Source organism: Aerococcus sp. Group 1, assembly GCF_000193205.1.
In the GTDB taxonomy this organism is placed as follows: Bacteria; Bacillota; Bacilli; order Lactobacillales; family Aerococcaceae; genus Aerococcus; species Aerococcus urinae_A.
In genome coordinates this window covers 660,101-681,772 of the sequence record NC_015278.1, presented here as the reverse complement: position 1 = coordinate 681,772, position 21,672 = coordinate 660,101, and the positions used below count along the sequence as shown (strand labels likewise).

The following is a 21,672-nucleotide window of genomic DNA, read 5'->3' as shown; positions in this document are numbered from 1 at the left end:
TTACTTAATCAAGCGGTAAATCGCATCCGCATAAATCGCCATGGTTAAGAGGAGGCGATCAACGCGTTGGACTTCATTAGGCTCATGCATGGTAGACACTTCATCTGGGAATTCAGCTCCAAAGGCAACGCCCCGTTCCATCAAACGGCCGTAGGTTCCACCGCCAATAACAACTTCGTGGCCTTCCATACCAGTATGTTCTTCATAAACTTCTAAGAGGGTTTGCACCAATGGGTCATCCCCAGGAACATAATGGGGCACTTTGTTAGAAGTCCCGATTTCTTGAGCAAAGCCAAATTGGTCACCTAATTGACTAAATGATTTATCCAATTGTTCAAAACTTTGCCCTTGAGGGAAGCGAATATTCAAGGTCACAAATTGTTGGCCATCCTTGGCACCAAAGACACCTGGATTTAAGGATAAGTCTCCCATCACTTCATCATGGTGGTCAATCCCGGTCTTTTGCCCCTTGAAGTCTTGGTGCAAGAGGTTAGCAATGAAGCTAATATAGGAATTGCCTTCTAAATCACTGGATAGGTTCTTTAAGAATAAAGCCAGGTAAGTCGCCGCATTCTCTCCAGCTTCAGGGAAGGCACCGTGAGATACCCGACCGTGGAGGTGGAGGTGGATCTTATTGTCCGCACTGGCTTCCACTGTCAAGCTAACCGGTTGTTTAGCTTGGAATTCTTCAGCAGCGGCTTGGACTTCTTCAAGGTCAAAGCCCTTGATAACCGCATCAGCATCCCCTGGGACCATATTTTCCCGAATACCAGATTCAAAGGACTCAATCGCCCCTTCTAAGGCAGGAAATTTCAAGGTGGTGGAATACATTCCTTTTTCCCCATTAATAATCGGAAACTCAGCATCTGGTGAGAAACCAAAGTCAGGTAGGGGTTCGGTTTCCAGGTAACGGGTCAAGCCCTTCCATTCACTTTCTTCATCCGTTCCGACAATAAAGTGAACTTTTTTCGATACGGGTAAATCTAAGTCACGGATAATTTTTAAGGCGTAGTAGGCTGCTAGCATTGGACCTTTGTCATCGCTTACCCCGCGGGCATAGAGTTTACCATCAATGAGGGTTGGTTCAAAAGGATCAGTTTCCCAAGAATCATCGACAGGAACCACATCTAAGTGACCAATAATCCCCAAAATTTCATCGCCTTGACCAAATTCAAAGCGCCCCGCCATGTTGGCAACATTCTTACTGGTGAAACCGTCACGGTCCACCATGGCTAAGAAAGCGTCTAGGGCTGCCTTAGGACCAGGGCCTAGCGGTGCTTCTTCCGTCGCCTTATCGTCTTCACGGTAGCTAGGAATTCTCAGTAAAGTATATAAATCGTTAAGATAGTCGTCTTTTACTTTTGCAACTTCTTCTTGCCAATTAATCGTCATCTTCTTCATCCCTCCAATTGGCTACATTATAGCACAAGAGCCTTTGTCTTGGCTAAGGGAGTAAATATTTCTTTCTCTTTAACTAAATTATATTCAAGAACAAGCTTGATCACCATTTCTTAATCTAGCCTTTCCTGCTTACCTCAAGACGGCAATCACCCCTTAAAGAAAAGGAAAAAGTTATTCTTTTCCACCTTTTTGCTATAATAAGTTTAATCTTAATTAAAGGAGAAAAAGCCTATGACACGTGCAAGTGGTGTGCTCTTACCTATTTCGTCCTTGGCTAATGCGGAAGGGATTGGCAGCTTAGGAAAGTCCGCCTATCAATTTGTGGACTTCCTAGCAGCAGCTGGGCAAAGCTATTGGCAAATCCTGCCGCTAGGACCAACCAGCTATGGGGATTCCCCCTACCAATCCTTTTCTGCCTTTGCTGGTAACACCAATTTCATTGACTTAAAAAACCTAGTCGATTGGGGCTTAATTGAAGCCGACGACTATCAAGGCATCAACTGGGGCAACAATCCCGAACAGATTGACTATGCCAAAATCTTTTATCATAAGCGCCCAATCCTAGAAAAGGCCGTCGCTAGCTTTCTTGAGCAAACCGACAGCGATCCTGATTATCTGACTTTTATCCAGGATAATCAGGACTGGCTGCAGCCTTTTGCTGAATTTATGGCGGTAAAAGAATATTATGACCTAAGCCCAATTAACGACTGGCCTGAAGCCATCCGTTCTAGGGATGGCGAGGCCTTGCAAGCAATCCTAGCCCAAGAAAAAACAGCCTCAATTACCACTATGTCAGTCAATATTTCTTCTTTAAGCAATGGTTTGCCCTAAAGGACTATGCCAATCAAAAAGGCATTTATCTGATTGGTGATATTCCCATTTATGTGGCTAGTGATAGTGTCGAGGTCTGGCAAACGCCCCACTATTTTAAGCTTGACCAAAGTGGTCAGCCCCAAGTAGTCGCGGGTTGTCCTCCAGACGCCTTTTCTTCTGATGGACAATTATGGGGAAATCCGATCTATGATTGGGAGACCATGGCTAAGGACAATTATCAATGGTGGATCAAACGAATTCAAGCCAGCCTCAAGCTCTATGACATGGTAAGAATTGACCATTTTCGGGGCTTTGAAGCCTATTGGGAGATACCAGCTAGCGCCCCGACAGCAGCCAGTGGCAAATGGGTCAAAGGCCCAGGCCTTGACTTATTCCAAGCCATCAAAGAAGCCCTAGGAGCTGTCAACATTATCGCAGAAAACTTGGGCTTTCTGACCCAAGAAGTTGCTGACTTACTAGAAGTCACCGGTTTTCCCGGTATGCATGTGATGCAATTTGGCTTTTCTGGTGAAGATTCTTCTGACCTCCCCCACAATTTCAATAAAAATTCCGTTGCTTATGTAGGAACCCATGACAACCAAACGGCCCTGGGCTGGTATCTAGGCCAAGACGCTGTCAGCCGCTACTATATTGATGCCTATTGTGGGCGACAGAAAGCGGAGAGTGTCGCGGAAATGTTAAACCGAACCCTAGCCGCCTCTTGCAGTCAAACAGTCATCTATACCATGCAAGACCTCTTAAATCTTGATGACCAGGCCCGGATAAATACCCCCTCTACCTTAGGAGATAACTGGCAATGGCGGATGTCAGCTACCGCTTTAACGTACAGCTTGGTCAAGGACCTTTATAGCCTGACCAGACTCTACCACCGCCTACCCATAATTAAAAATTTTCCTTAATGACAAAAGAGCCTGGGACAAAAGTCCCAGGCTCTTTTTAAAACACGAACTATCTACTCAAAACGTGCTCCAAAAGTCAGCCCTGACGTCCACTTCACGAACTATGTGCGATAGTTTTGCAACTATCTACCATAGTTCGCTCCAGTGGTTCAGGGCTCTTTTGACTTTTGTCACACTTCCTTTTTTTGTGCCTCACTCTATAAATGTAAATACTGACGTAATTTTTGTGCTTTATCTTGACCTAGGATAATTTCTAATTGTTGAGATTTGATGAGACCAATTAAATAGATCCAAATTCCGACTAAAGCGACAAGGATAACCATCACAAAAGCGCCTAACTTATTGGGTTCTGGAATGATCCAGTGAAGAATTTGATAAGTTATTTCACTGATTAGTCCCATAATCAGGACTACCTTGAGGGCTGGCCAGATCCGTCCAGCTAAGTCAGAAAAGCTAAACTGGATCCGCTTATAAATACATGCCAGGTAGAAGGCACACATAAAGATAAAGGCCAGTATTGAAGCATACATGGCTCCTTCGCTGCCACAAACAGCCAGGAGCGGAAACTGGACCAACAATTTAATTCCTAGGCCTAAAACAATCCCAAAGATGGCTTTTTTCTGTTGGTCCATAGACTGCAAGGTCATCACTAAAACATAGAAAAGCCCCATAGGAATAGCCATCAAACAAGAAATTTGTAAGTAAAATTCACCTAAGGGGTCATTTATTCCGTAAAGCAACTGGTAGACTGGGGCAGCGAGTACGGCTAAACCAATCGCAGCTGGCACCATCACTAAAGTGAAAAGGTGGATACTATGTAAGACCACATCACAAGTATGGTCAAAAACGGGTTTTAAGTGGTCATCGTAAACCGAGCGAGCCCGGATTTTGGCCAGTTCGCGGGTATAGGCATCGGTCACCACGGGTACGGTAGTTGAGGAAATCGCCGTAGCAAAAGAAATAATAATTTGAATCACCCGGCGGGCATTGGCGTTAAATACCCCATATTCATAAATTAACTGCCCTTCTCCTAGGTCACTCACCCTTTGCATGATTGGCATGAAGGTATTCATATCGATGAGGTTGACCATTTCGATGATCGAGCCCGTAATCACAAAGGGAATCGCTATGCGGACAATCTCAAATAAGAGCGTCCGGGTGGATACATAATCACTGTCCACATGACCAGCGGGAACTGCATATTTGTCTTGATTTTTGAAGTAATAAAAGGCTAAAGTCACAATCGCCATGACTGCCCCAATAAAGGCAGCAAAGGTGGAGTGACTGACCGCCTTAGCGACACTGCCATCCATGACCACACGAATCAGATAAACCGTCGCCAACATATAAATGACGCGGGCAAACTGCTCAGTAACCTGGGAAATCGCACTGGGCTTCATTTCTAAATAGGCCTGAAAATAACCCCGCAAAATCGATAGCAAGGGAATCAAGGCCAAGGCAGGCACTAAGGAGCGGATGACTAAGATAACATCTTCTACGTTTCGCGCCGGCTTTCCCTGGGCTAGAAAAGGAGCCAGGAAATAAAGCGCCATGGCACTTACCATTCCTGTCGCTAACATCATGACGGTGCCGCTTTTAAAGAGTCGCTGGCTAGTTTGGTACTGGCCTCTAGCCATATAATTGGTCATTTGCTTAGAGATCGCGGCTGGCACCCCAGCGATGGCTATGGCTAAGAATATCGAGTAATAATTATAGCCAATCCCATAGAGGGCATTGGCTTCGGTACCGACTTGTGGGTCTCCAATCCAATGCATCCAGGGAATAATATATAAGACACCAAGAATTCTAGAAAACACACTAGCAATGGACATCCAAGCCGACCCTTCATTGAGCTTCTCCTTGGATTGCTGGTCCTGGAGAATAGACTGGCTCCTCTCATTATCATTCATAGTTTTACCCCAAATCTAACGTAAAATTTTTGTTCATATTCATCCATTCTAATCAATAATTTTACCCAATTCAATTTAGGCCTGGATTCATTAAGTAAACTTAAGGACTTTAAGGAGTTAAGGAATCCTCATCTCCTAGCTTCTGATTAAATCTCTAAGCCACGCTAAAGTCTCTTCGGAAAAGGGCTGTCTGATCACACAGCCTGGCGTTAAGAGGATACGATTGTCTGTTTGATTAATAGCCTTGGCTTGAACAAGCTGGTCTTTAAGTGTTGGCCAATCCTCTTGGGTAATAGCCTCCCGACGTAAGCCACCCATAATGAATTTATCGGTTTCCTGAATGCCTTCTTCTAATTCGGGTTTAGACTCACCAATGTGCCAATTAATTATCGGAAGCGGGTAGTCCTTAAGAAGGTCAAACATAATATTCGCTCCGTGAATATGAAGGGTATTTAACCAACCCGACTCCGCTGCTTCAATAATTTTCAAATCAAAGGGGATTCCATATTTTTGATAGGCCTGAGTCCTCAACTTATCATGGGAAGCCATTTGACTGGCCAGATAGATCCCGTCTGCCCCCTTAGAGAGCGCTAATTGAACAAATTCAATAGTCGGCCGCGTCAAGCGTTCTAGAGCTTGTATGAGATAGCCTTCCCCATCCGCTTCCATGTATTGGTCAATCTGACCCTGGCATAACTTATTAGCCGTAGTTAAAGGGCTATGGACAGTGACCACAAGAGGAATCTCTCCCTTGGTCAATTCCACTAAGCGCTCCAAATGTTCTAACTCTCTTTGAAAGGCCGGGGCCTGGTCAACGGTTAAGTCAGGGACCTCACGCCAATCCTGGTAGGAATGGATAGGAGTCGCTTTAACCTGGGCCACCCCACCCTTGGCTATGGCCGAAAAATCGAGGTCGACGCCATAGTCTTCCACCGTATACATACCATTACTCATGGTTTTGATAAAATCTAAGTCAAACTGGCGGGCAAAATCATAAGTGGCTTGGCTGATGGTCTGGGGCTCTCGGTCAATTTCAGGGTAATGAGTCCAAGCAGAGAATGGTGTGTAGTCCGTTACTTGCTTAGCCATGAAGGCTTTTAAAAGTTTTTCTTGTCTGTCATGCTAGACTCCTTTCTCAAATGAAATCTTCTGACTCAAGTGGTCAAAGACAACCTGCAAGAGGCCACAAATTAACCAATAAACGAGAGCCGCTGTCAGGTAAGATTCTAGATAATGGTAGGACAAGGCGGCGGCAAAGCGGGCTTGAGTAAGAATGTCAACCACTCCCACGGTGAAGGCTAGGGACTGGATCTTAATGGCCTTCAGATAAGCGTTTAAGAAGAGTGGAATGGCAACTGTTAAGGCTTGAGGAAAGATGATTCGTTGTAAGCTTTGCTTTTTAGTCATTCCGATAGATAAAGCAGCCTCCACTTGGTCCTTACTGACCGCATTGAGGGCCCCACGGATATTCTCCGACTCAATGGCTGCTTCTAATAAGGTAAAGGCAACAATAATGAGCAAGATATTGGGAAACTCACTAGGCTCCATACCAAAACCAAGCAGGTTCATAAAACTAGCCGCTACATTTGGTAAACTATAGCGGATAATAAATAGATGTACAATGAGGGGAACGCCCCGCATATAAGAAATAAAAATTTCTAACAATTGGTTAACAATCGGAATTCGCCGACGTCTAACTAAGGTAATTAAAGACCCTAAGCCGATCCCCAAGATTAAGACAACCAGGGCTAATAAGAGGACCCGGGGGACCGCCTGTAAGACCACTAAAATGGTGTCCCATAAAATATTAAGATCAAAGCGCATGGCCTAGTCCTCCCTTCTCCAAATCATAGCGTAACGATTTTCCAGCAACTTACTGATTAAGATCAATAATGATGACATGGCCCAATAAATGAGGGCAATAGCAAAGTAGACTTCCACCTGGTAAAGCCCGTAGTTATTGGCAATAATAATTTCTGCCTGCCCCATCAAATCGACTAAACCAATAAGGAAAAGTAGGGAGGTATCTTTTAATAAGTCGATGACAGCTGTCGTTAGCGATGGTAAGGCAATAGGTATAATTTGTGGGAAAATAATCCGCCAATTTCTTTGCCAGGCAATCATCCCCAAACTCAGAGCCGCTTCTTTTTGGTCTTGGCCGACAGCCAGATAGGCAGGACGAATAATTTCAGCCATAAAGGCCCCGTTATAAGCCACCAAGGCTATAATCGCTGCCGTCACCTGGCTATTGGTCCCCAGTGAAATATGAAAGGGACGTAAAACAAAAGGAATCCCATAATAAGCCACAAAAAGGTGGATAATCCCTGGGGTCGACCGCATAAAAGAGGAATATATCCTTAATAACGGGTCGACTATTGGAATCTTTTTCACCTGTAAACTGGCCACAATAACAGCCAGCAATAAGGACCCAACTAAGGCAACTACAAAAACAAACAAAGTTAGCGGTAAGGTCTTTAGGAGGGTGGGGAGTATATTAATAATAAATCCAAAATCCATAAAGCAACTCCTTTATTACAAAGAAAAGCGACTAATGGTTATTAACTGATTAGTCGCCTGACAACTATTAATTTTCTTCACTGATTTCATAGTCGAAAATGTTCTTTCCATACCATTTTTCTGAAAGTTCTTGTAATTTGCCTTCATCCGCTAGTTGTTGGATTGCCTTATCCAGAGCTTCTTTTAAATCTTCCCGGTCAGGGGCAATCATAAAGTAAGTAGCTTTCACTTGAACAGGTTGGTCAGCTGTATTCACATTTAAGCCTAATTCTTCGATAATTTGATCGGCACCCAGATTGGATGGCATTACAACAGCGTCCGATTCACCCTTGTCAACCGCTTGGAAACGTTCCGCAAAAGAGCCAGATTCACCCAATTGAATATCAATTTGATTGTCAGGGTGAGCTTCATTATAAGCGGTTAATAAGTTAAAGATTCCCCCATTCGGAGTAACCGGGTGGACTTTCCTATCGGTTAAATCATCTAAACTTTGAATGGAGTCATCATCAGCGCGTTTGTAAATTTCGATAACGCTGGCTCCGGTATGTCTTTCTGGGAAGAGGTACATGGCTTCACGTTCAGGGTTCTTATAGAGTCCCCCACCGATAAAATCATATTGTCCCGTTTCCAAACCTACCTGAGCAGCTTCAGAGTCAACACTTTCAATATTAATATTATATTCCGGCATCGCTTCATCTAAGGCTTGGATCAGCTCAACTTCATAGCCGGTTAAATTCCCCTTTTCATCGGTAAAAGATAAGGGCTTTGACGCATTTTCAACCGCAACAGTCACGGTTTTGGCTCCGGATTCGGATCCGCCTTGGTTATTCCCGCAGGCTGCTAAAAAGAGGCCTGCTAGTACAATGATAAAAGTCTTTAATGATTTCATTAGTTATTCTCCTCACTTTCTGCTAAAAAGGGATGCTGGATTTTATTGACGAAGTCTCGCGTCCGGGCTTCCTTAGCTGCTGAAAAAATCTGTTGGGGACTTCCCGATTCAACGATTTCCCCATTTTCCATAAAAACGACCTGGGAAGAAACATATTTAGCAAAATCCATTTCATGGGTAGTAATCAACATAGTAACACCGGTTCGGGCAATCTCTTGTAGAATCTTCAGCAATTCTGCTGACCGTTCTGGGTCCAATGACGAGGTTGGTTCATCTAAAAGTAAAATTTCTGGTTTTAAGGCCACTGCCCGAGCAATCCCTACGCGCTGGGCCTGGCCACCAGATAACTGGCTGGGATACTTGTCTAAATGATCCAACATGCCCACCTGGCCTAATTCCGCTTTGGCGATTTTTTCAGCCGCTTCAGCACTCTTGCCTTGTACGGTCATTAAACCTTCTGTCACGTTCTCTAAAACGGTTTTATTTTTAAAGAGACTATAATTTTGAAAAACCATAGCCGTTCGCCGGCGGATTTCAGTAATTTCTTGCTTGGTCGCTTGGCCAGCTGCCACTGTCAAGTCATTAAGCTGGATATTTCCATAGTCAGCGGGATCGAGGAAATTAATGGTTCTTAATAAGGTAGTTTTCCCGGTACCACTGGGACCAATGATAGCAACCACTTCCCCGTCATTGACGGTTAGGTCGATCCCCTTTAAAACTTCCTTATCAGCGAAAGTTTTGTGAATGTTCTCTAGGCGCAGCAAAGTCTTCCCTCCATTTACTTATTTTTTGTTAGTAATAAGTCTAACACACTTTTTCCTGATAAAAAATAAATTGCTCATTTTCAAGAATTTTTTTCGAAACAAGTAAAAAGCGATTAACCCTTGCACGGCTTCCTTCCGAGTTAATCGCTTTTGGTTTTTCCTATTTATCTTTCAAATTATGAACAAAATGGTTCAAATCCGGGCAAGCTTTTTCAAAGTCCAGTCCATCTTGTTGGATATTGGGATTGTTAATGGAGGCTTGGAGAATCTTTGGCAGGGTATTTACTGCTAAGGTTGTGCTGTCCTTTAAAGAAGCACCATTTTCACTCGCACCGACGAAAATCGAAGCAAAGATATCACCCGTTCCATGAAAATGACCACCAACAAAATCTGCTTGAAGCAGGCCTTCAGACTTACTATCTGCATCATAGTAATAGGCGCCCGTTTTCTGGCCGCCATCATAGCCTACCCCAGTGAGGACCAGTGAAGTAGGATGATCGCTATTCTGGTTAATTAAGGCAGCTAAATCCTTAGCCGCCTGATAACCTGCCAAGCCTTCTTGATAGGGCAAGTCATAGATAAAGGAGGCTTCGGTTTGATTAGGCATAATGACGTCAGCGATATCACATAGTTTCCGCATGGCTTGGGCATAAGATTCATCAAAGCCAGGATAAAATTTACCCTGGTCAGCCATGACGGGATCCAAATAAATTTTTCCACCAGCTTTAATTAATTGGGGGAGCTTGTCAATTAAGAAATCAATCTGCTCAATACTCCCCAAATATCCCACATAGACAGCATCAAATTTTAATCCAAAAGATTGCCAATGATCGACAATCTTAGCCATTTCTTCACTGAGATCCAGATAGGTATAGCCTTCAAAGCCTGGCCCCGTATGGGTTGACAAAAGTGAGGTGGGTAGTAAGGTCCCCGCTAATTCCATCATGGATAAGATGGGGAGGGCTACCGTTGAAGAACACTTACCGTAGCAGGAAATATCATGGACGATTAAAATATTCTTCATGCAATTTCCTTCCTATTTGACCACAATATTAACCAATTTATCTGGAACAGCAATCACCTTCACAACGTCCTTACCAGCAATGGCAGCTTGGACCTTGTCAGAGTCTTTGGCTGCTTGACTCAATTCCTCTTGGCTAAGGCCACTAGCCACTTGGAGACGTTCCTTGATCTTACCGTTCACTTGAACAACAATTTCGATACTTTCTTCGACCAATTGGCTTTCGTCGTAACTTGGCCATGGCACATATGAAATTCCAGCTTCACCAGTTAGACGTTGCCACAATTCTTCTCCCAAGTGAGGAGCAATTGGAGCCAGTAATTGGACAAAGCCCTTGGCATAATCGTAAGGAATACTTTCAGCCTTATTCGCTTCATTAACAAAGACCATCATTTGCGAAATAGCTGTATTAAAGTGTAATTTTTCCAGGTCTTCAGTGACTTTCTTGACAGTTTGGTTATAGACTTTATCTAATTCACCGGTATCGATAGTAGTGATGCGGTCCCGTAATTGGTCTTCGCTATCCACAAATAGACGCCAGACTCTTTCTAGGAAGCGTCTAGCCCCCGCTAAGCCATCTTCACTCCAGGCAATTGAGGCATCCAGAGGTCCCATAAACATCTCATACAAACGTAAGGTGTCTGCCCCGTAACGTTCAACAATGTCATCAGGGTTGACCACATTGCCCTTTGATTTAGACATCTTTTCGTGACCTTCGCCAAGAATCATTCCTTGGTTAAAGAGTTTTTGGAAAGGCTCTTCTGTGGGAACAACACCTAAATCATAGAGGAACATATTCCAAAAACGGGCGTAGAGGAGGTGAAGCACGGCGTGTTCTGCCCCACCGATATATAAGTCAACATTCATCCAATAGTTAGCGGCTTCTTGGCTAATGAGTTCTTCATTATTCTTAGGATCACAGAAGCGAATATAGTACCAGCTGGATCCTGCCCATTGTGGCATAGTATTGGTTTCACGTTTACCGTGGAGACCTGTTTCTTCATCATAGACATTGAGCCAATCATCAAAGTTAGCCAGAGGAGATTCTCCGGTACCAGAAGGTTTAATATCTTTGCCCTCAGGTAAGAGCACTGGTAAGTCTGCTTCAGGAACGGCTGTAGTGGTCCCATCTTCCCAATGGATGACAGGAATAGGTTCCCCCCAGTAGCGTTGGCGAGAGAAAACCCAGTCGCGGAGACGGTAGGAGGTCTTGGCTTGGCCAGCTCCCTTAGCCTCTAAGAGTTCAATAGCCTTTTCAATGGCTTCATCCTTAACCAGGCCATCCAATTCTTCTGAATGAATGTGGACCTCATCGCCAGTGTAGGCTTCTTTTTCCAGGTCGCCGCCTTCGATAACGGCTTTAATTGGAAGGTCAAATTGCTTAGCAAATTCGTAGTCCCTTTGGTCATGGGCAGGAACAGCCATAACGGCACCGCTCCCATAAGAAACCAAGACATAGTCAGCCACCCAGATAGGGAGCTTGTCCCCGTTGAGTGGGTTAACCGCATAAGCCCCAGTAAATACCCCAGTCTTCTCCTTAGCGAGATCGGTACGTTCTAAGTCAGACTTATGGCTGGCAGCTTCAACATAGTCAGCCACCGCTTGCTTTTGATCTTCGCTGACAATTTGTTTGATCAGTGGGTGTTCTGGGGCTAAGGCACAGTAGGTAGCTCCGTAAAGGGTATCAGGACGAGTGGTAAAGACTTCAAACTCTTTGTCAGTATCAGCCACCTTAAAGGTCACATCGGCCCCTTCAGAACGACCAATCCAGTTCCGTTGCATTTCCTTAATGCTTTCTGGCCAATCCAAGTCATCTAAACCATCTAAAAGCCGATCAGCATAGGCGGTAATCTTCAATACCCATTGCTTCATCGGACGCCGAACCACAGGATGATTGCCCCGTTCAGACAAGCCGTCAATCACTTCTTCATTAGCCAGAACCGTCCCCAAGGCTTCACACCAGTTAACCATGATTTCATCTTCATAGGCTAGACCCTTTTCAAAGAGTTTGGTGAAGATCCATTGGGTCCACTTATAATATTCTGGATCAGTGGTGTCAATTTCACGGTCCCAGTCATAGGAAAAACCGAGGGATTCAATTTGTTTCTTGAAGACCTCGATATTGGCTTGGGTAAATTCGGCGGGGTCATTACCGGTATCGAGGGCATATTGTTCCGCTGGCAAACCAAACGCGTCCCAACCCATAGGATGGAGAACATTATAACCTTGGGCCCGCTTCATTCTCGAAACAATATCGGTTGCTGTATAACCTTCTGGGTGCCCCACATGGAGCCCTTGACCAGAAGGATAGGGGAACATATCCAATGCATAAAACTTAGGCAAGGACTTGTCCTCTAAGGTTTTAAAGCTCTTATTGTCTTTCCAATATTTTTGCCATTTTTTCTCTATCGTCTTGTGGTTATAAGCCATTATGTAATCCCCTTCCATTTCAACATGAAATATTTACCTAAAAAAAAGCCCCCTTATACAAGTTATCTTGCATAAATAGGACGAATGATCGTGGTACCACCTACGTTGGCTCTCTTCTTACCCTTAACGCAGGTGAGACGGCAAACAAGTTGCGTGTGAATCATCAGACGAGTTCACTGTTAGGAATAAGATGTTTTCACCAAGCACATCCTCGCTAAGTATTCCGCCCGAGTTACTACTTCTGAGTCGTCTTCATACTTATGCCATTGTATCACGCTTTAGACCCAGGGGCAACTTTATTTATCTTTGGGAATTTCTTTCAGGCAATGGCTCACCTTTAGTAAAAATATATGCTAAAATAAATAAAAGATAAAAAAGAGGAGGTGATCTGATGCAAGCCATACATTATTACTTTATCCGCCATGGAGAGACCGAAGCCAACCAAAACAAGCTGGCTGGTCAAGAAAAAGTACAAGGCTGGACCGATACCCCCCTAACCCGGGTAGGTCGAGCACAAATGGCCGATTTAGCTGACCACTTTAAAAACATTCCTTTGGATTTAGCCTACTCTAGTGACATGCCGAGAAGTCAAACAAGTGCGCAAATCCTCTTATCGAGTCAGCCTCAAGGCCTGATAGCAACTCCCTTAAAAGAATTTCGTGAGATTTATTACGGCGGTATGGAAGGGCAGCCCATCGAAGTAGCCTGGCCCGAAAGCTTGCAGGAAATGGTCCACCACATGCGAGAAGAAGGCATCCCTCAATCACAATTTGTGCCTAATGTTATTGATGGCATTAGCCACCGTGATCCTGAAGGCTTAGCTGAAGATTTTATGACCTTTTGGAATCGCTTAGAAAGTGGGATGATGCAGGTTCATGATGAGGCTTTAGAATACCGCCTAGACCATATGAAACCCGAAATCAATGTCGCCATCATCTCCCACCATACCCCGATCTCTACCTTTCTGCACGAGGTCTTGGCTGATTTTGACTTAGCCGATGTGCTAGACTACGGTCACTATGCCCATGTTTCCTACCATGATGGTTTCTATGAATTAATCGAGTGGAATATGAGTTAAAGAAGTAAAAGATCTTTTATAAAAATAAAACCGGATGAATCAGTGTAAAGGATCACTGATCCATTCGGCTTTTTTATTGGTCGGCTTCAAAGGATTCAAAGACCAGCTCTCTTAATTCACCAACCAGGTAGAGGCTACCAAAGACACAGATGAGGCAGTCGCCTTCTTGTTGGTCAGCCCATCGTCTGGCATAGGCCATAGCATCTTCATTATTCTGAGCGGTGTAGGTGTTTACCTTTTGGAGGCCTGTAACCATATGAGTGGCCTTGGTGAGTTCACTGGCGGTCATGGCCCGGTCTGAATCAGGAGTAATGGTGACAATCTCATCAAATAAGTGAACAACTTCTCCTAACATCCGGTAAACATCCTTGTCCCTTAGCATTCCGGTAATGCCTAGGCGGGGAATATTAGGGAAATAATCCTCAACGGCATGACGCATGGCCCGGACCCCATCTAAATTATGGCTGCCATCAATAATAATTTCTGGATCTTGGTGAACCCATTCAAAACGTCCTGGCCAAGAAACTGTCTGTAAAGCTTCTTTTATCTGCTTGAGCTCTACATTAAAACCAGCTCGTTTAATTTCAGCTAAAGCTTCAATCGCCAAGCAGGCATTAAGCACTTGGTGTTTACCCAATAAGTTAAGGTGATAATTTTCTCCCTTATAAGTAAAAACTTGTTGGCGGTCTTCCGGGTGAATATTCTCAATACTTTCTGTATCAATCGTCTTCAAAGGAGCCCCTTGACGTTCAGCAGTCGCACTTAAAACTTCAATCGCCTCTTTCGGATAGGGGTAAACCACGACCGGAGTGTAGTACTTAATAATCCCCGCTTTTTCCTTGGCAATTTCTGAAATGGTATGGCCCAGAATATTTTCATGGTCTAAGGCAATCTTAGTAATCACACTGACTAAGGGACTCTTTACCAGGTTGGTGGCATCCAAGCGACCACCTAAGCCCACTTCTAGAACAATAATATCGCAGTCTTCATGGAAAAAGATCAACCAAGCCATGGCGGTAAATAACTCAAACTCGCTGCATTGAATCTTAGTTCCGGCAAGTTTTTCCTTCATGTAGTCTTTCATGGCTCGCAGCTTTCCATCAGCGATATTCTCCCCGTTAATCCGAATACGCTCATTAAAACTCACTAAGGATGGTGAGGTATACAAACCTACCTTATAACCAGCTAATTGGAGAGTTCTAGCTATCATTGAGGCGGTTGAGCCCTTGCCATTGGTGCCGGCGATATGGACAGTAGGCAATTTGTCCTGGGGATTATCAAAGACCGCCATGAGGTCGCGAATATGGTCTAATCCCAGGGTCCACTTGCCCCGCTCTAAGACCGGTAAATCTTTTTCAAATTCTTCATAATCCATCTAATTTAGGTCATCCTTTCACTTATCCAGGTCAATGATTAAACTGCTCACTCTATCTGAGTTATAGGAGCAGTCAAAAGTCTGCTTTCTCTTATAGTATACTAAGTTTTTTCGTGCTGAGATAGCCTTAGCTTTATTTTGTCAGCTCGCACTCTATTTAAATCTGTTCCAGTCACAGGACGAACGTCCACTTCCAAAACTGGTAATACTCAGCACAGCTGAGCTTATACCAGTTTCCTCCAGTGGTTTCGTCCTTTGATGTGACTGTCACACTCTGTTTCAAACCTGCTCCAAGCGCAGAGCAAGCATCCTCTTCAGAAAATGGCGATAAATTCTCTTTGAGAATTTTTGCACCATTTTCTTCCAGAGGTCTTGCTCTTTGATGCGCTTGTCGCACTCTCTTTCCTTAAAACATGTTTTTTATGGATTCGATGTTTTTGATGGTGACACTGATTGTTCCGTCGGGGTTATTGCTTAATTCAATGACGTCGGGATCGTAGAACAAGTCGAGAGGGATGGTGATTTCAATGCCATTATCCAGTTTCAATTTTTGCCTTTGGAGTTTTGTAGGAATGCTTTCGACTTCTTGCATCATTTCATTGTCAAAAGGGAAAGTCTGGGTTTCTTCCAAATAGGATTGTTTCTTAGCCATGTTATCTTCATAGAGATAATCAGCAATCCGCTCATTGGAAAAACCTTCCTCCCCACTCATTTCATGGTAGAGGATATCTTTAGCCTTGGCGAGGGATTGGTATACCGGTTCATCATAAGTGTGAGCCGTCTTTTCAACGGCTTTCTTAATCGCTTGGATACTTTCCTTGGCAGAGGGTTTGGTGGGAACCTTTAAGTACAATTCAGTAAAATAATTAACTTTTTCCCCTAGGCTTTCAATTTCATGCTTCTTTTCGACCAAGTCATATTGGGCTGACCTTAAATTAACAACTATTCCTTCATCAATGGCTTGTTTAGCTGAAGGCAGGATATTTTTATGAATAATGAGGTCATTTTGAATATTGTCATCATTATAGACCAAGTTATGGGTATAGGATTCATTGTGGTTAAGTTTAAAAGCTGCCAGGTAATCTTCGCCTTGGTCATCAGAAAAACGCAGCCAGAGTAAGTCGGCCGCAGGAATATCAGAGTTTAATTGGATAAATTGAAACCATTGAATAGCCAATGCTTGGCTATTGAGAATAAAGTCTGCTGCAGCCGCTTGAAATTGCTGGTATTTTTCGTTGTCTGCTGGAAAAGTTCCCCGCTTCTTCTTATCCGTAACCCAGACCTTGTCAATTAAGGCATTCATGTATTTAAATAAATGATTACTATCAACGGCTAAAGGAAGTTCAGACATGACTCCCTGATTAATGTTTTGATCATAGATATGTAAGATCGCTTCTTTGATAATCAAAAATCTGCTCTCCTCCAATGAAAAAGTCTCCCTCAGCTAGTTGAAGGAGACTAGATGACTTTATTTTTCCGCTTTTGGGCGGGGTATGACTTCTTGCTTTAAATAATCATTGAGGCCTTGGCTGGTTTCTCCGTGATGTAAGGCATATTGGATGCTTGCCTCAATAAGTCCTAGGGGTTCCCCCACTTCATACCATTGGCCATGGAAGTGGGTGGATAAAACGGGATGGTCCTTAGCCAGTAAATTTAAAGCATCGGTGAGTTCAATTTCACCAGATTGCGGGTTAACGCCAACCGCTTCAATCGCTGAAAAAATATCAGGCGTTAAAACATAACGACCGCAGATAGCCATAGCGGGGTCATAATCGGGGTCTGTAGGTTTCTCCACTAGACCGCTTATATCATAGACATCCCCCGACCGCGCACTGGCTTCATCAACAATCCCATAATGCTTAGCTTCCTGGTTGGAGACTGCTTGGGTTAAGATTGCTGTTGCTTGGTAACGGTCAGCAATTTCCATGACCTGCTTAGAAGCGGGCTTATCAGAAACCATAATATTGTCCCCCAGGGTTAACAGAAAAGGTTCATCTCCCACAAAGGACTTAGCTTGTAGGATGGCGTCGCCAAGACCTTTAGGATAGTGTTGGCGTTTGAACTGGATATTATGTAAGGTGCTGGATTGGACCATTTCCAATAAGTCTTCCTTACCCTTTTCAGTAAGGTTTTGCTCTAATTCGTAATTAGAGTCGAAATGGTCTTCGATAGAGCGCTTGTTACGCCCAGTAACAATGAGAATTTCTTCAATCCCACTAGCCAGCACTTCTTCAACAATAAATTGAATGACTGGCTTATCCATCAAAGGAAGCATTTCTTTAGCAGTGGCTTTAGTAATGGGAAGAAAACGTGTCCCCAAACCTGCTGCCGGGATTACTGCCTTCTTAATGGTCATCATCTGACAACTCCTTATCTGTGTGCCCATTTTCTAACAAGGCGGCTTCATAGGCCTTAGCATATTTAGGAACATCACCAGCCCCCATAAAGAGAATAACCGCATCTTTATAGGCGAGTAATGAGGTCATATCGCCCAGATCAAGAGCCGCATGCGGAACCGTTAAACGATCCAGAACATCTTGGCTGGATACTTGGTGGTGGTCGGTTTCCCGTGCTGAAGCAAAAATATCACAAACAAAGGCCGCATCGGACTTATCTAAAGCCTCAGCAAATTGGTCCAGTAGAGCCAGGGTCCGCGAATAGGTATGAGGTTGGAAGACACTAATCACAGCTTTATCTGGATATTGTTGGCGGGCGGCATCAATGGTCGCTTTGATTTCTGAAGGATGGTGGGCATAGTCATCAACAATCACCATATCTTCAACAAAACGCTCATTAAAGCGACGTTTCACGCCCTTAAAGCTGGTCAAGGCTTCTTGGACATCCTCTGGGTCAAAACCTTCTAAATAACAGAAACCAATCACTGCCAGGCTATTCAAGATGCTGTGTTGGCCAAAGGTATGGATAGAAAAGTTGCCATAATGCTTGCCTTGGACCCAGACATCAAAGTGTGAGCCCTTGGTGTTACGAACGATATCCTTGGCTACAATATCAAAATCATCATTGTCAATGCCGTAATACCAAACGTCAACCTCATCCTTCAATTTTTGTAAGTAAGGATCGTCTCCATAGGCAATCACTTTATTCTTAACTTGGTGGGCAAATTTTCGGTTAGCAGCAAAGACTTCTTCAATATTATGGTAAAAATCGGGATGGTCGAAGTCGATATTCGTAAAGATGGCATAATCAGGTTCATAAGCTAAGAAATGTTCCCGGTATTCGTCGGCTTCTAAAACAAAGTATTCGCCGTCTTCCACCCCTTTACCGGTTCCGTCTCCAATCAGATAGGAGGTCGTTTTTAAGCTACCTAGAACATGGGACATGAGACCGGTGGTTGAAGTTTTTCCGTGGGAACCGGTGATAGCAACACTAGTATATTTCTTAATGAGTTCACCTAGGAAATAATGGTAGCGGATAACGGTCAGGCCTAATTCCTTTGCCCGAACAACTTCAGGGTGGTCATCCTTAAAGGCGTTCCCACAAATCACCGTCATCCCTTCATGGATATTATCAGGATCAAAAGGTAAAACGGTAATGCCCGCTTCCTTCAGCCCTTCCTCAGTAAAGAAATGATCAGTGACATCAGAACCCTGGACCTGGTAGCCAGCTCCTTTAAGAACGCGTGCGAGAGCACTCATGCCTGTGCCTTTGATTCCGGTAAAATGATAGGTCAATTCTTTATCCATGTCTTATTTGTCTCCGTTTCCATCTTGATGCTTTTTGAAAGGGGGTTGGTCCTTAGCTAGGCCATCATCTTGTCCTAGAAAAGAATTCCCCTTGAGGGGCCTTTCCTCAGCCATAATTGACTGTAAACCCCGGTTTAAATGCTTCTTAGGTCTTGCTTTGCTTTTGTTCGAGTTAGGCTGATTTGTAGAAGCCGAATCGCGTTTTTGGCTAGTCCTTGGCGACGCCGTTTCCCTACTTGGGCTTTGAGAAGGCAGTTCTGCTTTTGTCCCTTTGTCTTGAGCAGAGTTGCTGGACTGGCTATTCAACCAGGTTGAGGGCAACTCAGTCGGTTTAAAGGGCTTTTTACTCTGGTACATTTGAAACTCTTTAATTTCACGACGTAAGCGAGCCTGCTTTTCTCTTTTATCCTCACGAATGGAGTTTTGCTTGTAGTGGTAGGGACTATTTTGCCGCTGGTCATTAATTTCTTTGCGACGCCGCATAGCCTCTGAACGATTAGGACGAACAGAGGCTCGGTTAGCTTGATAAGGTGAGCTATTAATTACCATCTGATCATCGTCAATATGGAAGCTGACCGGGGCTTCTTTGCCTAAGCGCTGGTCAATATTTTCCTGGTAATTGCTATAGTCACGGCTTAGATAGTTAGGGAAATCAAGGACAGAGTGCTTAGGCTTAATCCGCTGCGTATTCTCTTTACGATAAAAAGGGACAAAGGCCATATCCTCTCATTCCTTTCTTGATAAAATATTTCAGTGAACCTGTCAATGACTCCTTTAATTCAATTGCTCTTTGATTGACTCAAAAGGAGTCCCTGGGGTCAATTCATCGTCAAGCACTAAGATGCCTTGACGTTCATGGTCAGGATCTAGACCTAATTCATAGGCGGAACAAATCATGCCATTACTTTTCACCCCGCGCAATTCTCCCGGCCAGATAATCTGTCCATTGGGCATGACTGCCCCACTCAGAGCAACGACTACGGTCTGTCCTTGGTCAATATTACTTGCCCCACAAACAATTTGTTGGACGCCTGCCGGGCCCACTTGGGTTTGGGTAACATGTAGGTGGTCAGAATTTTCATGATCGACACACTCCAGTACCTTTCCTACCACAATTCGGGGTTCGTTTGAGATTTTGATGGTTTCAAAACCTTGTTCATAGAATAATTGGTTAATTTGCTCAATTTGAGCGTCTTCTAAGAGAACGTGTCCTGTCCCCTTTATTTCCATATAAGTCGAAATATTATTGATATTATAACCAATGGTTTCTTTATTTTCCTTGTTATAAATACGTGTCACATCGGACAACGTTTCAGTTTCTATTAGTTCACGAGGAAGATCTGCTGACGTCAGCATCAACACATCGCCTACTCCTCGAGGATTGTAGAAACTAAGCCACATAATTAACTTCTCCTTTATATTGCCTGCCCGATTTATATCATTGAGCAAGTCATTAAATCTTTACAAAGTATCGTGTAAATTATAAACTGAAACCGTTAAAAAGGCAATTCAAGCCTAATTCCAAAATATACCCCTCTCCCTAGATTCCTGCAAGAAAAGCTTGAGCGTGTTATAATTAAAAGAAATATTGTGCTTTATCCAATAAACAAAGGAGATTGACATTCACTATGGTAAAAAAAGCATTAATTAATCAATTAAAAAATAGCGTTTTCCCTAATGAGCAAAAACAAAGCTATGCCCTGGCCGGCAGCCTCTTTGCTTGCGGTGTAGTCATTGGTGGCGTTGCTGCGGCTTTGATTTATGACCAAGTCCAAGCTCATAAGGCTAAAGACGGCATGGAAGTTTTAGAAGCCGTTAAGGACCACTTTAAAAAAGACGGTGACATCGAGGGCTCTTGGATTGAACTCCAACCGGTCCATGTTAACCGTTTTGGCCAAGAACAAAAGCTCTACTACGGCGGTATCTCCCGTTTAGAAAATAATAAGGTCGTTCAATATGAATTCTATGCCGACGCAATCACAGGGAATATTGTTGATATTTTTGCTATTGACTAATTCATCATGCTTAAGAAAAACCAAGCCGGAAGTGCTCAAAGTGAAGAGACTACCCGCTTGGTTTTTCTTTTTATCAATAGGATTTATTTCTCTATCCCTCAACTCTAAAATGAGCAATTAAGCAGTAAATACGCTGCCCTTTTTGAGAGAACTTGGCCTCATACTCGGTCATGATATTATCTGTTACCCCACTATTGTGGAGGTCCAAAGATACATCATCTAAGACCATTCCGTAATGGGAGAGCGAGGTTAAGGAGTACTCAAAAAGTCCTTGGTTATCCGTCTTGAAAATCAAGTGGCCGTCTGGCTTTAAGATATGCTGGTATTGCTTGAGAAAGTTCTCATGGGTCAAGCGGCGTTTAGCATGGCGTTTTTTGGGCCAAGGATCGGAAAAGTTTAAGTAAATTTCACTAACTTCATCTTGGACAAACATGTCGCTAACATGGTTACCATCTCCGCGGATAAAACGCAGGTTGCTTAATTCAGTCTCCATGGCTTTCTGTAGAGCCATGACTAAGACATCAGAAATCATTTCAATGCCGATAAAATTAATCTCAGGATAAGTCTTAGCCATTTCAATCAGAAATTGGCCCTTTCCGGTACCCACTTCCACATGGATAGGATGATCATTGACAAATATTTCATGCCAGTGGCCTTTTTTGTCGTAAGGGTCAGTAATCACCCATTCAGGGTGTTGGGCGATCAGGTCTTTTGCCCAGGGTTTGTGACGTACACGCATCATTTTCCTCCTTAATAATCTTAGCTTACTTAGAAAAAGGTTGTGACCCTTGCCACAACCTTTTTAATTAACAAGTATCTTAAAAGCTGGTTTTCA

At 43.6% G+C, this 21,672-nt stretch carries 18 protein-coding genes and 1 pseudogene; 3 read left to right on the top strand and 16 right to left on the bottom strand.

All coding sequences use genetic code 11. The annotated features are described in order from the left end of the window. Entirely contained in the window at window positions 1–1,392 is a 1,392-nt protein-coding gene (gene pepV, locus HMPREF9243_RS03215) for a dipeptidase PepV (protein ID WP_013668764.1), read from the bottom strand. A gap of 240 nt (window positions 1,393–1,632) precedes the next feature. Between pepV and malQ the strand changes: the two are divergent. Then, window positions 1,633–3,134 (top strand): annotated as a pseudogene (gene malQ, locus HMPREF9243_RS03210) (4-alpha-glucanotransferase). 197 nt (window positions 3,135–3,331) lie between these two features. Here the strand turns inward: malQ and HMPREF9243_RS03205 are convergent. The 8 genes from HMPREF9243_RS03205 to leuS form a co-directional block, all read right to left on the bottom strand. Next, complete coding sequence (locus tag HMPREF9243_RS03205) at window positions 3,332–5,044, bottom strand: polysaccharide biosynthesis protein (protein WP_013670027.1); 1,713 nt, start codon at window positions 5,042–5,044, stop codon at window positions 3,332–3,334. A gap of 135 nt (window positions 5,045–5,179) precedes the next feature. Further along, window positions 5,180–6,133, bottom strand: a complete 954-nt coding sequence (locus HMPREF9243_RS03200) for a uroporphyrinogen decarboxylase family protein (protein WP_013668892.1) — start codon at window positions 6,131–6,133, stop codon at window positions 5,180–5,182. A gap of 33 nt (window positions 6,134–6,166) precedes the next feature. After that, a complete protein-coding gene (locus HMPREF9243_RS03195) occupies window positions 6,167–6,868 on the bottom strand; it encodes an amino acid ABC transporter permease (RefSeq protein WP_013669605.1) in 702 nt (233 codons plus the stop codon). A 3-nt stretch (window positions 6,869–6,871) separates the two neighbouring features. After that, window positions 6,872–7,561, bottom strand: coding sequence for an amino acid ABC transporter permease (locus HMPREF9243_RS03190; RefSeq protein ID WP_013669079.1), 690 nt, complete (start codon window positions 7,559–7,561; stop codon window positions 6,872–6,874). 67 nt (window positions 7,562–7,628) lie between these two features. Continuing rightward, window positions 7,629–8,450, bottom strand: a complete 822-nt coding sequence (locus HMPREF9243_RS03185) for a transporter substrate-binding domain-containing protein (protein ID WP_013668495.1) — start codon at window positions 8,448–8,450, stop codon at window positions 7,629–7,631. Further along, window positions 8,450–9,214, bottom strand: a complete 765-nt coding sequence (locus tag HMPREF9243_RS03180; protein ID WP_013669652.1) for an amino acid ABC transporter ATP-binding protein — start codon at window positions 9,212–9,214, stop codon at window positions 8,450–8,452. Before HMPREF9243_RS03180 ends, HMPREF9243_RS03185 begins: the two co-directional genes overlap by 1 nt. 160 nt (window positions 9,215–9,374) lie before the next feature. Further along, window positions 9,375–10,238, bottom strand: coding sequence for a pyridoxamine kinase (locus HMPREF9243_RS03175; RefSeq protein ID WP_013668865.1), 864 nt, complete (start codon window positions 10,236–10,238; stop codon window positions 9,375–9,377). A gap of 12 nt (window positions 10,239–10,250) precedes the next feature. Beyond that, a complete protein-coding gene (gene leuS / locus HMPREF9243_RS03170) occupies window positions 10,251–12,665 on the bottom strand; it encodes a leucine--tRNA ligase (RefSeq protein WP_013669405.1) in 2,415 nt (804 codons plus the stop codon). A 391-nt stretch (window positions 12,666–13,056) separates the two neighbouring features. Between leuS and HMPREF9243_RS03165 the strand changes: the two genes are divergently transcribed. Next, window positions 13,057–13,743 (top strand): histidine phosphatase family protein, encoded by a 687-nt coding sequence (locus HMPREF9243_RS03165; RefSeq protein WP_013669027.1) that lies wholly within the window; start codon window positions 13,057–13,059, stop codon window positions 13,741–13,743. A 73-nt stretch (window positions 13,744–13,816) separates the two neighbouring features. Here HMPREF9243_RS03165 and HMPREF9243_RS03160 read toward each other — a convergent pair whose 3' ends face one another. From HMPREF9243_RS03160 to ytpR, 6 genes are all read right to left on the bottom strand, one after another. Then, a complete protein-coding gene (locus HMPREF9243_RS03160) occupies window positions 13,817–15,118 on the bottom strand; it encodes a folylpolyglutamate synthase/dihydrofolate synthase family protein (protein ID WP_013669966.1) in 1,302 nt (433 codons plus the stop codon). A gap of 406 nt (window positions 15,119–15,524) precedes the next feature. After that, complete coding sequence (locus tag HMPREF9243_RS03150; protein ID WP_013670137.1) at window positions 15,525–16,526, bottom strand: nucleoid-associated protein; 1,002 nt, start codon at window positions 16,524–16,526, stop codon at window positions 15,525–15,527. A gap of 60 nt (window positions 16,527–16,586) precedes the next feature. Next, on the bottom strand, window positions 16,587–17,474 hold the full coding sequence (locus HMPREF9243_RS03145) for a UTP--glucose-1-phosphate uridylyltransferase (protein ID WP_013669126.1): 888 nt from the start codon (window positions 17,472–17,474) through the stop codon (window positions 16,587–16,589). Continuing rightward, complete coding sequence (gene murC / locus HMPREF9243_RS03140) at window positions 17,464–18,822, bottom strand: UDP-N-acetylmuramate--L-alanine ligase (protein ID WP_013668646.1); 1,359 nt, start codon at window positions 18,820–18,822, stop codon at window positions 17,464–17,466. The genes HMPREF9243_RS03145 and murC overlap by 11 nt, the downstream gene beginning before the upstream one ends. 3 nt (window positions 18,823–18,825) lie before the next feature. Beyond that, window positions 18,826–19,542, bottom strand: a complete 717-nt coding sequence (locus tag HMPREF9243_RS03135; RefSeq protein WP_013669377.1) for a hypothetical protein — start codon at window positions 19,540–19,542, stop codon at window positions 18,826–18,828. Window positions 19,543–19,596: 54 nt separating this feature from the next. After that, window positions 19,597–20,223 (bottom strand): YtpR family tRNA-binding protein, encoded by a 627-nt coding sequence (ytpR, locus tag HMPREF9243_RS03130; protein WP_041705916.1) that lies wholly within the window; start codon window positions 20,221–20,223, stop codon window positions 19,597–19,599. 227 nt (window positions 20,224–20,450) lie between these two features. Here ytpR and HMPREF9243_RS03125 point away from each other — a divergent pair, with 227 nt between their 5' ends. Further along, complete coding sequence (locus HMPREF9243_RS03125) at window positions 20,451–20,837, top strand: putative lipoprotein (protein ID WP_013668925.1); 387 nt, start codon at window positions 20,451–20,453, stop codon at window positions 20,835–20,837. A 91-nt stretch (window positions 20,838–20,928) separates the two neighbouring features. Here HMPREF9243_RS03125 and trmB read toward each other — a convergent pair whose 3' ends face one another. Next, complete coding sequence (gene trmB / locus HMPREF9243_RS03120; RefSeq protein WP_013669854.1) at window positions 20,929–21,576, bottom strand: tRNA (guanosine(46)-N7)-methyltransferase TrmB; 648 nt, start codon at window positions 21,574–21,576, stop codon at window positions 20,929–20,931. Between the last annotated feature and the right edge of the window lie 96 nt (window positions 21,577–21,672).

Coding starts and splice junctions, on each gene's coding strand:
- pepV (WP_013668764.1), bottom strand. CDS start 1,392: ATGACGATTAATTGGCAAGAAGAAGTTGCAAAAGTAAAAGACGACTAT.
- HMPREF9243_RS03205 (WP_013670027.1), bottom strand. CDS start 5,044: ATGAATGATAATGAGAGGAGCCAGTCTATTCTCCAGGACCAGCAATCC.
- HMPREF9243_RS03200 (WP_013668892.1), bottom strand. CDS start 6,133: ATGGCTAAGCAAGTAACGGACTACACACCATTCTCTGCTTGGACTCAT.
- HMPREF9243_RS03195 (WP_013669605.1), bottom strand. CDS start 6,868: ATGCGCTTTGATCTTAATATTTTATGGGACACCATTTTAGTGGTCTTA.
- HMPREF9243_RS03190 (WP_013669079.1), bottom strand. CDS start 7,561: ATGGATTTTGGATTTATTATTAATATACTCCCCACCCTCCTAAAGACC.
- HMPREF9243_RS03185 (WP_013668495.1), bottom strand. CDS start 8,450: ATGAAATCATTAAAGACTTTTATCATTGTACTAGCAGGCCTCTTTTTA.
- HMPREF9243_RS03175 (WP_013668865.1), bottom strand. CDS start 10,238: ATGAAGAATATTTTAATCGTCCATGATATTTCCTGCTACGGTAAGTGT.
- leuS (WP_013669405.1), bottom strand. CDS start 12,665: ATGGCTTATAACCACAAGACGATAGAGAAAAAATGGCAAAAATATTGG.
- HMPREF9243_RS03165 (WP_013669027.1), top strand. CDS start 13,057: ATGCAAGCCATACATTATTACTTTATCCGCCATGGAGAGACCGAAGCC.
- HMPREF9243_RS03160 (WP_013669966.1), bottom strand. CDS start 15,118: ATGGATTATGAAGAATTTGAAAAAGATTTACCGGTCTTAGAGCGGGGC.
- HMPREF9243_RS03145 (WP_013669126.1), bottom strand. CDS start 17,474: ATGACCATTAAGAAGGCAGTAATCCCGGCAGCAGGTTTGGGGACACGT.
- murC (WP_013668646.1), bottom strand. CDS start 18,822: ATGGATAAAGAATTGACCTATCATTTTACCGGAATCAAAGGCACAGGC.
- HMPREF9243_RS03135 (WP_013669377.1), bottom strand. CDS start 19,542: ATGGCCTTTGTCCCTTTTTATCGTAAAGAGAATACGCAGCGGATTAAG.
- ytpR (WP_041705916.1), bottom strand. CDS start 20,223: ATGTGGCTTAGTTTCTACAATCCTCGAGGAGTAGGCGATGTGTTGATG.
- HMPREF9243_RS03125 (WP_013668925.1), top strand. CDS start 20,451: ATGGTAAAAAAAGCATTAATTAATCAATTAAAAAATAGCGTTTTCCCT.
- trmB (WP_013669854.1), bottom strand. CDS start 21,576: ATGCGTGTACGTCACAAACCCTGGGCAAAAGACCTGATCGCCCAACAC.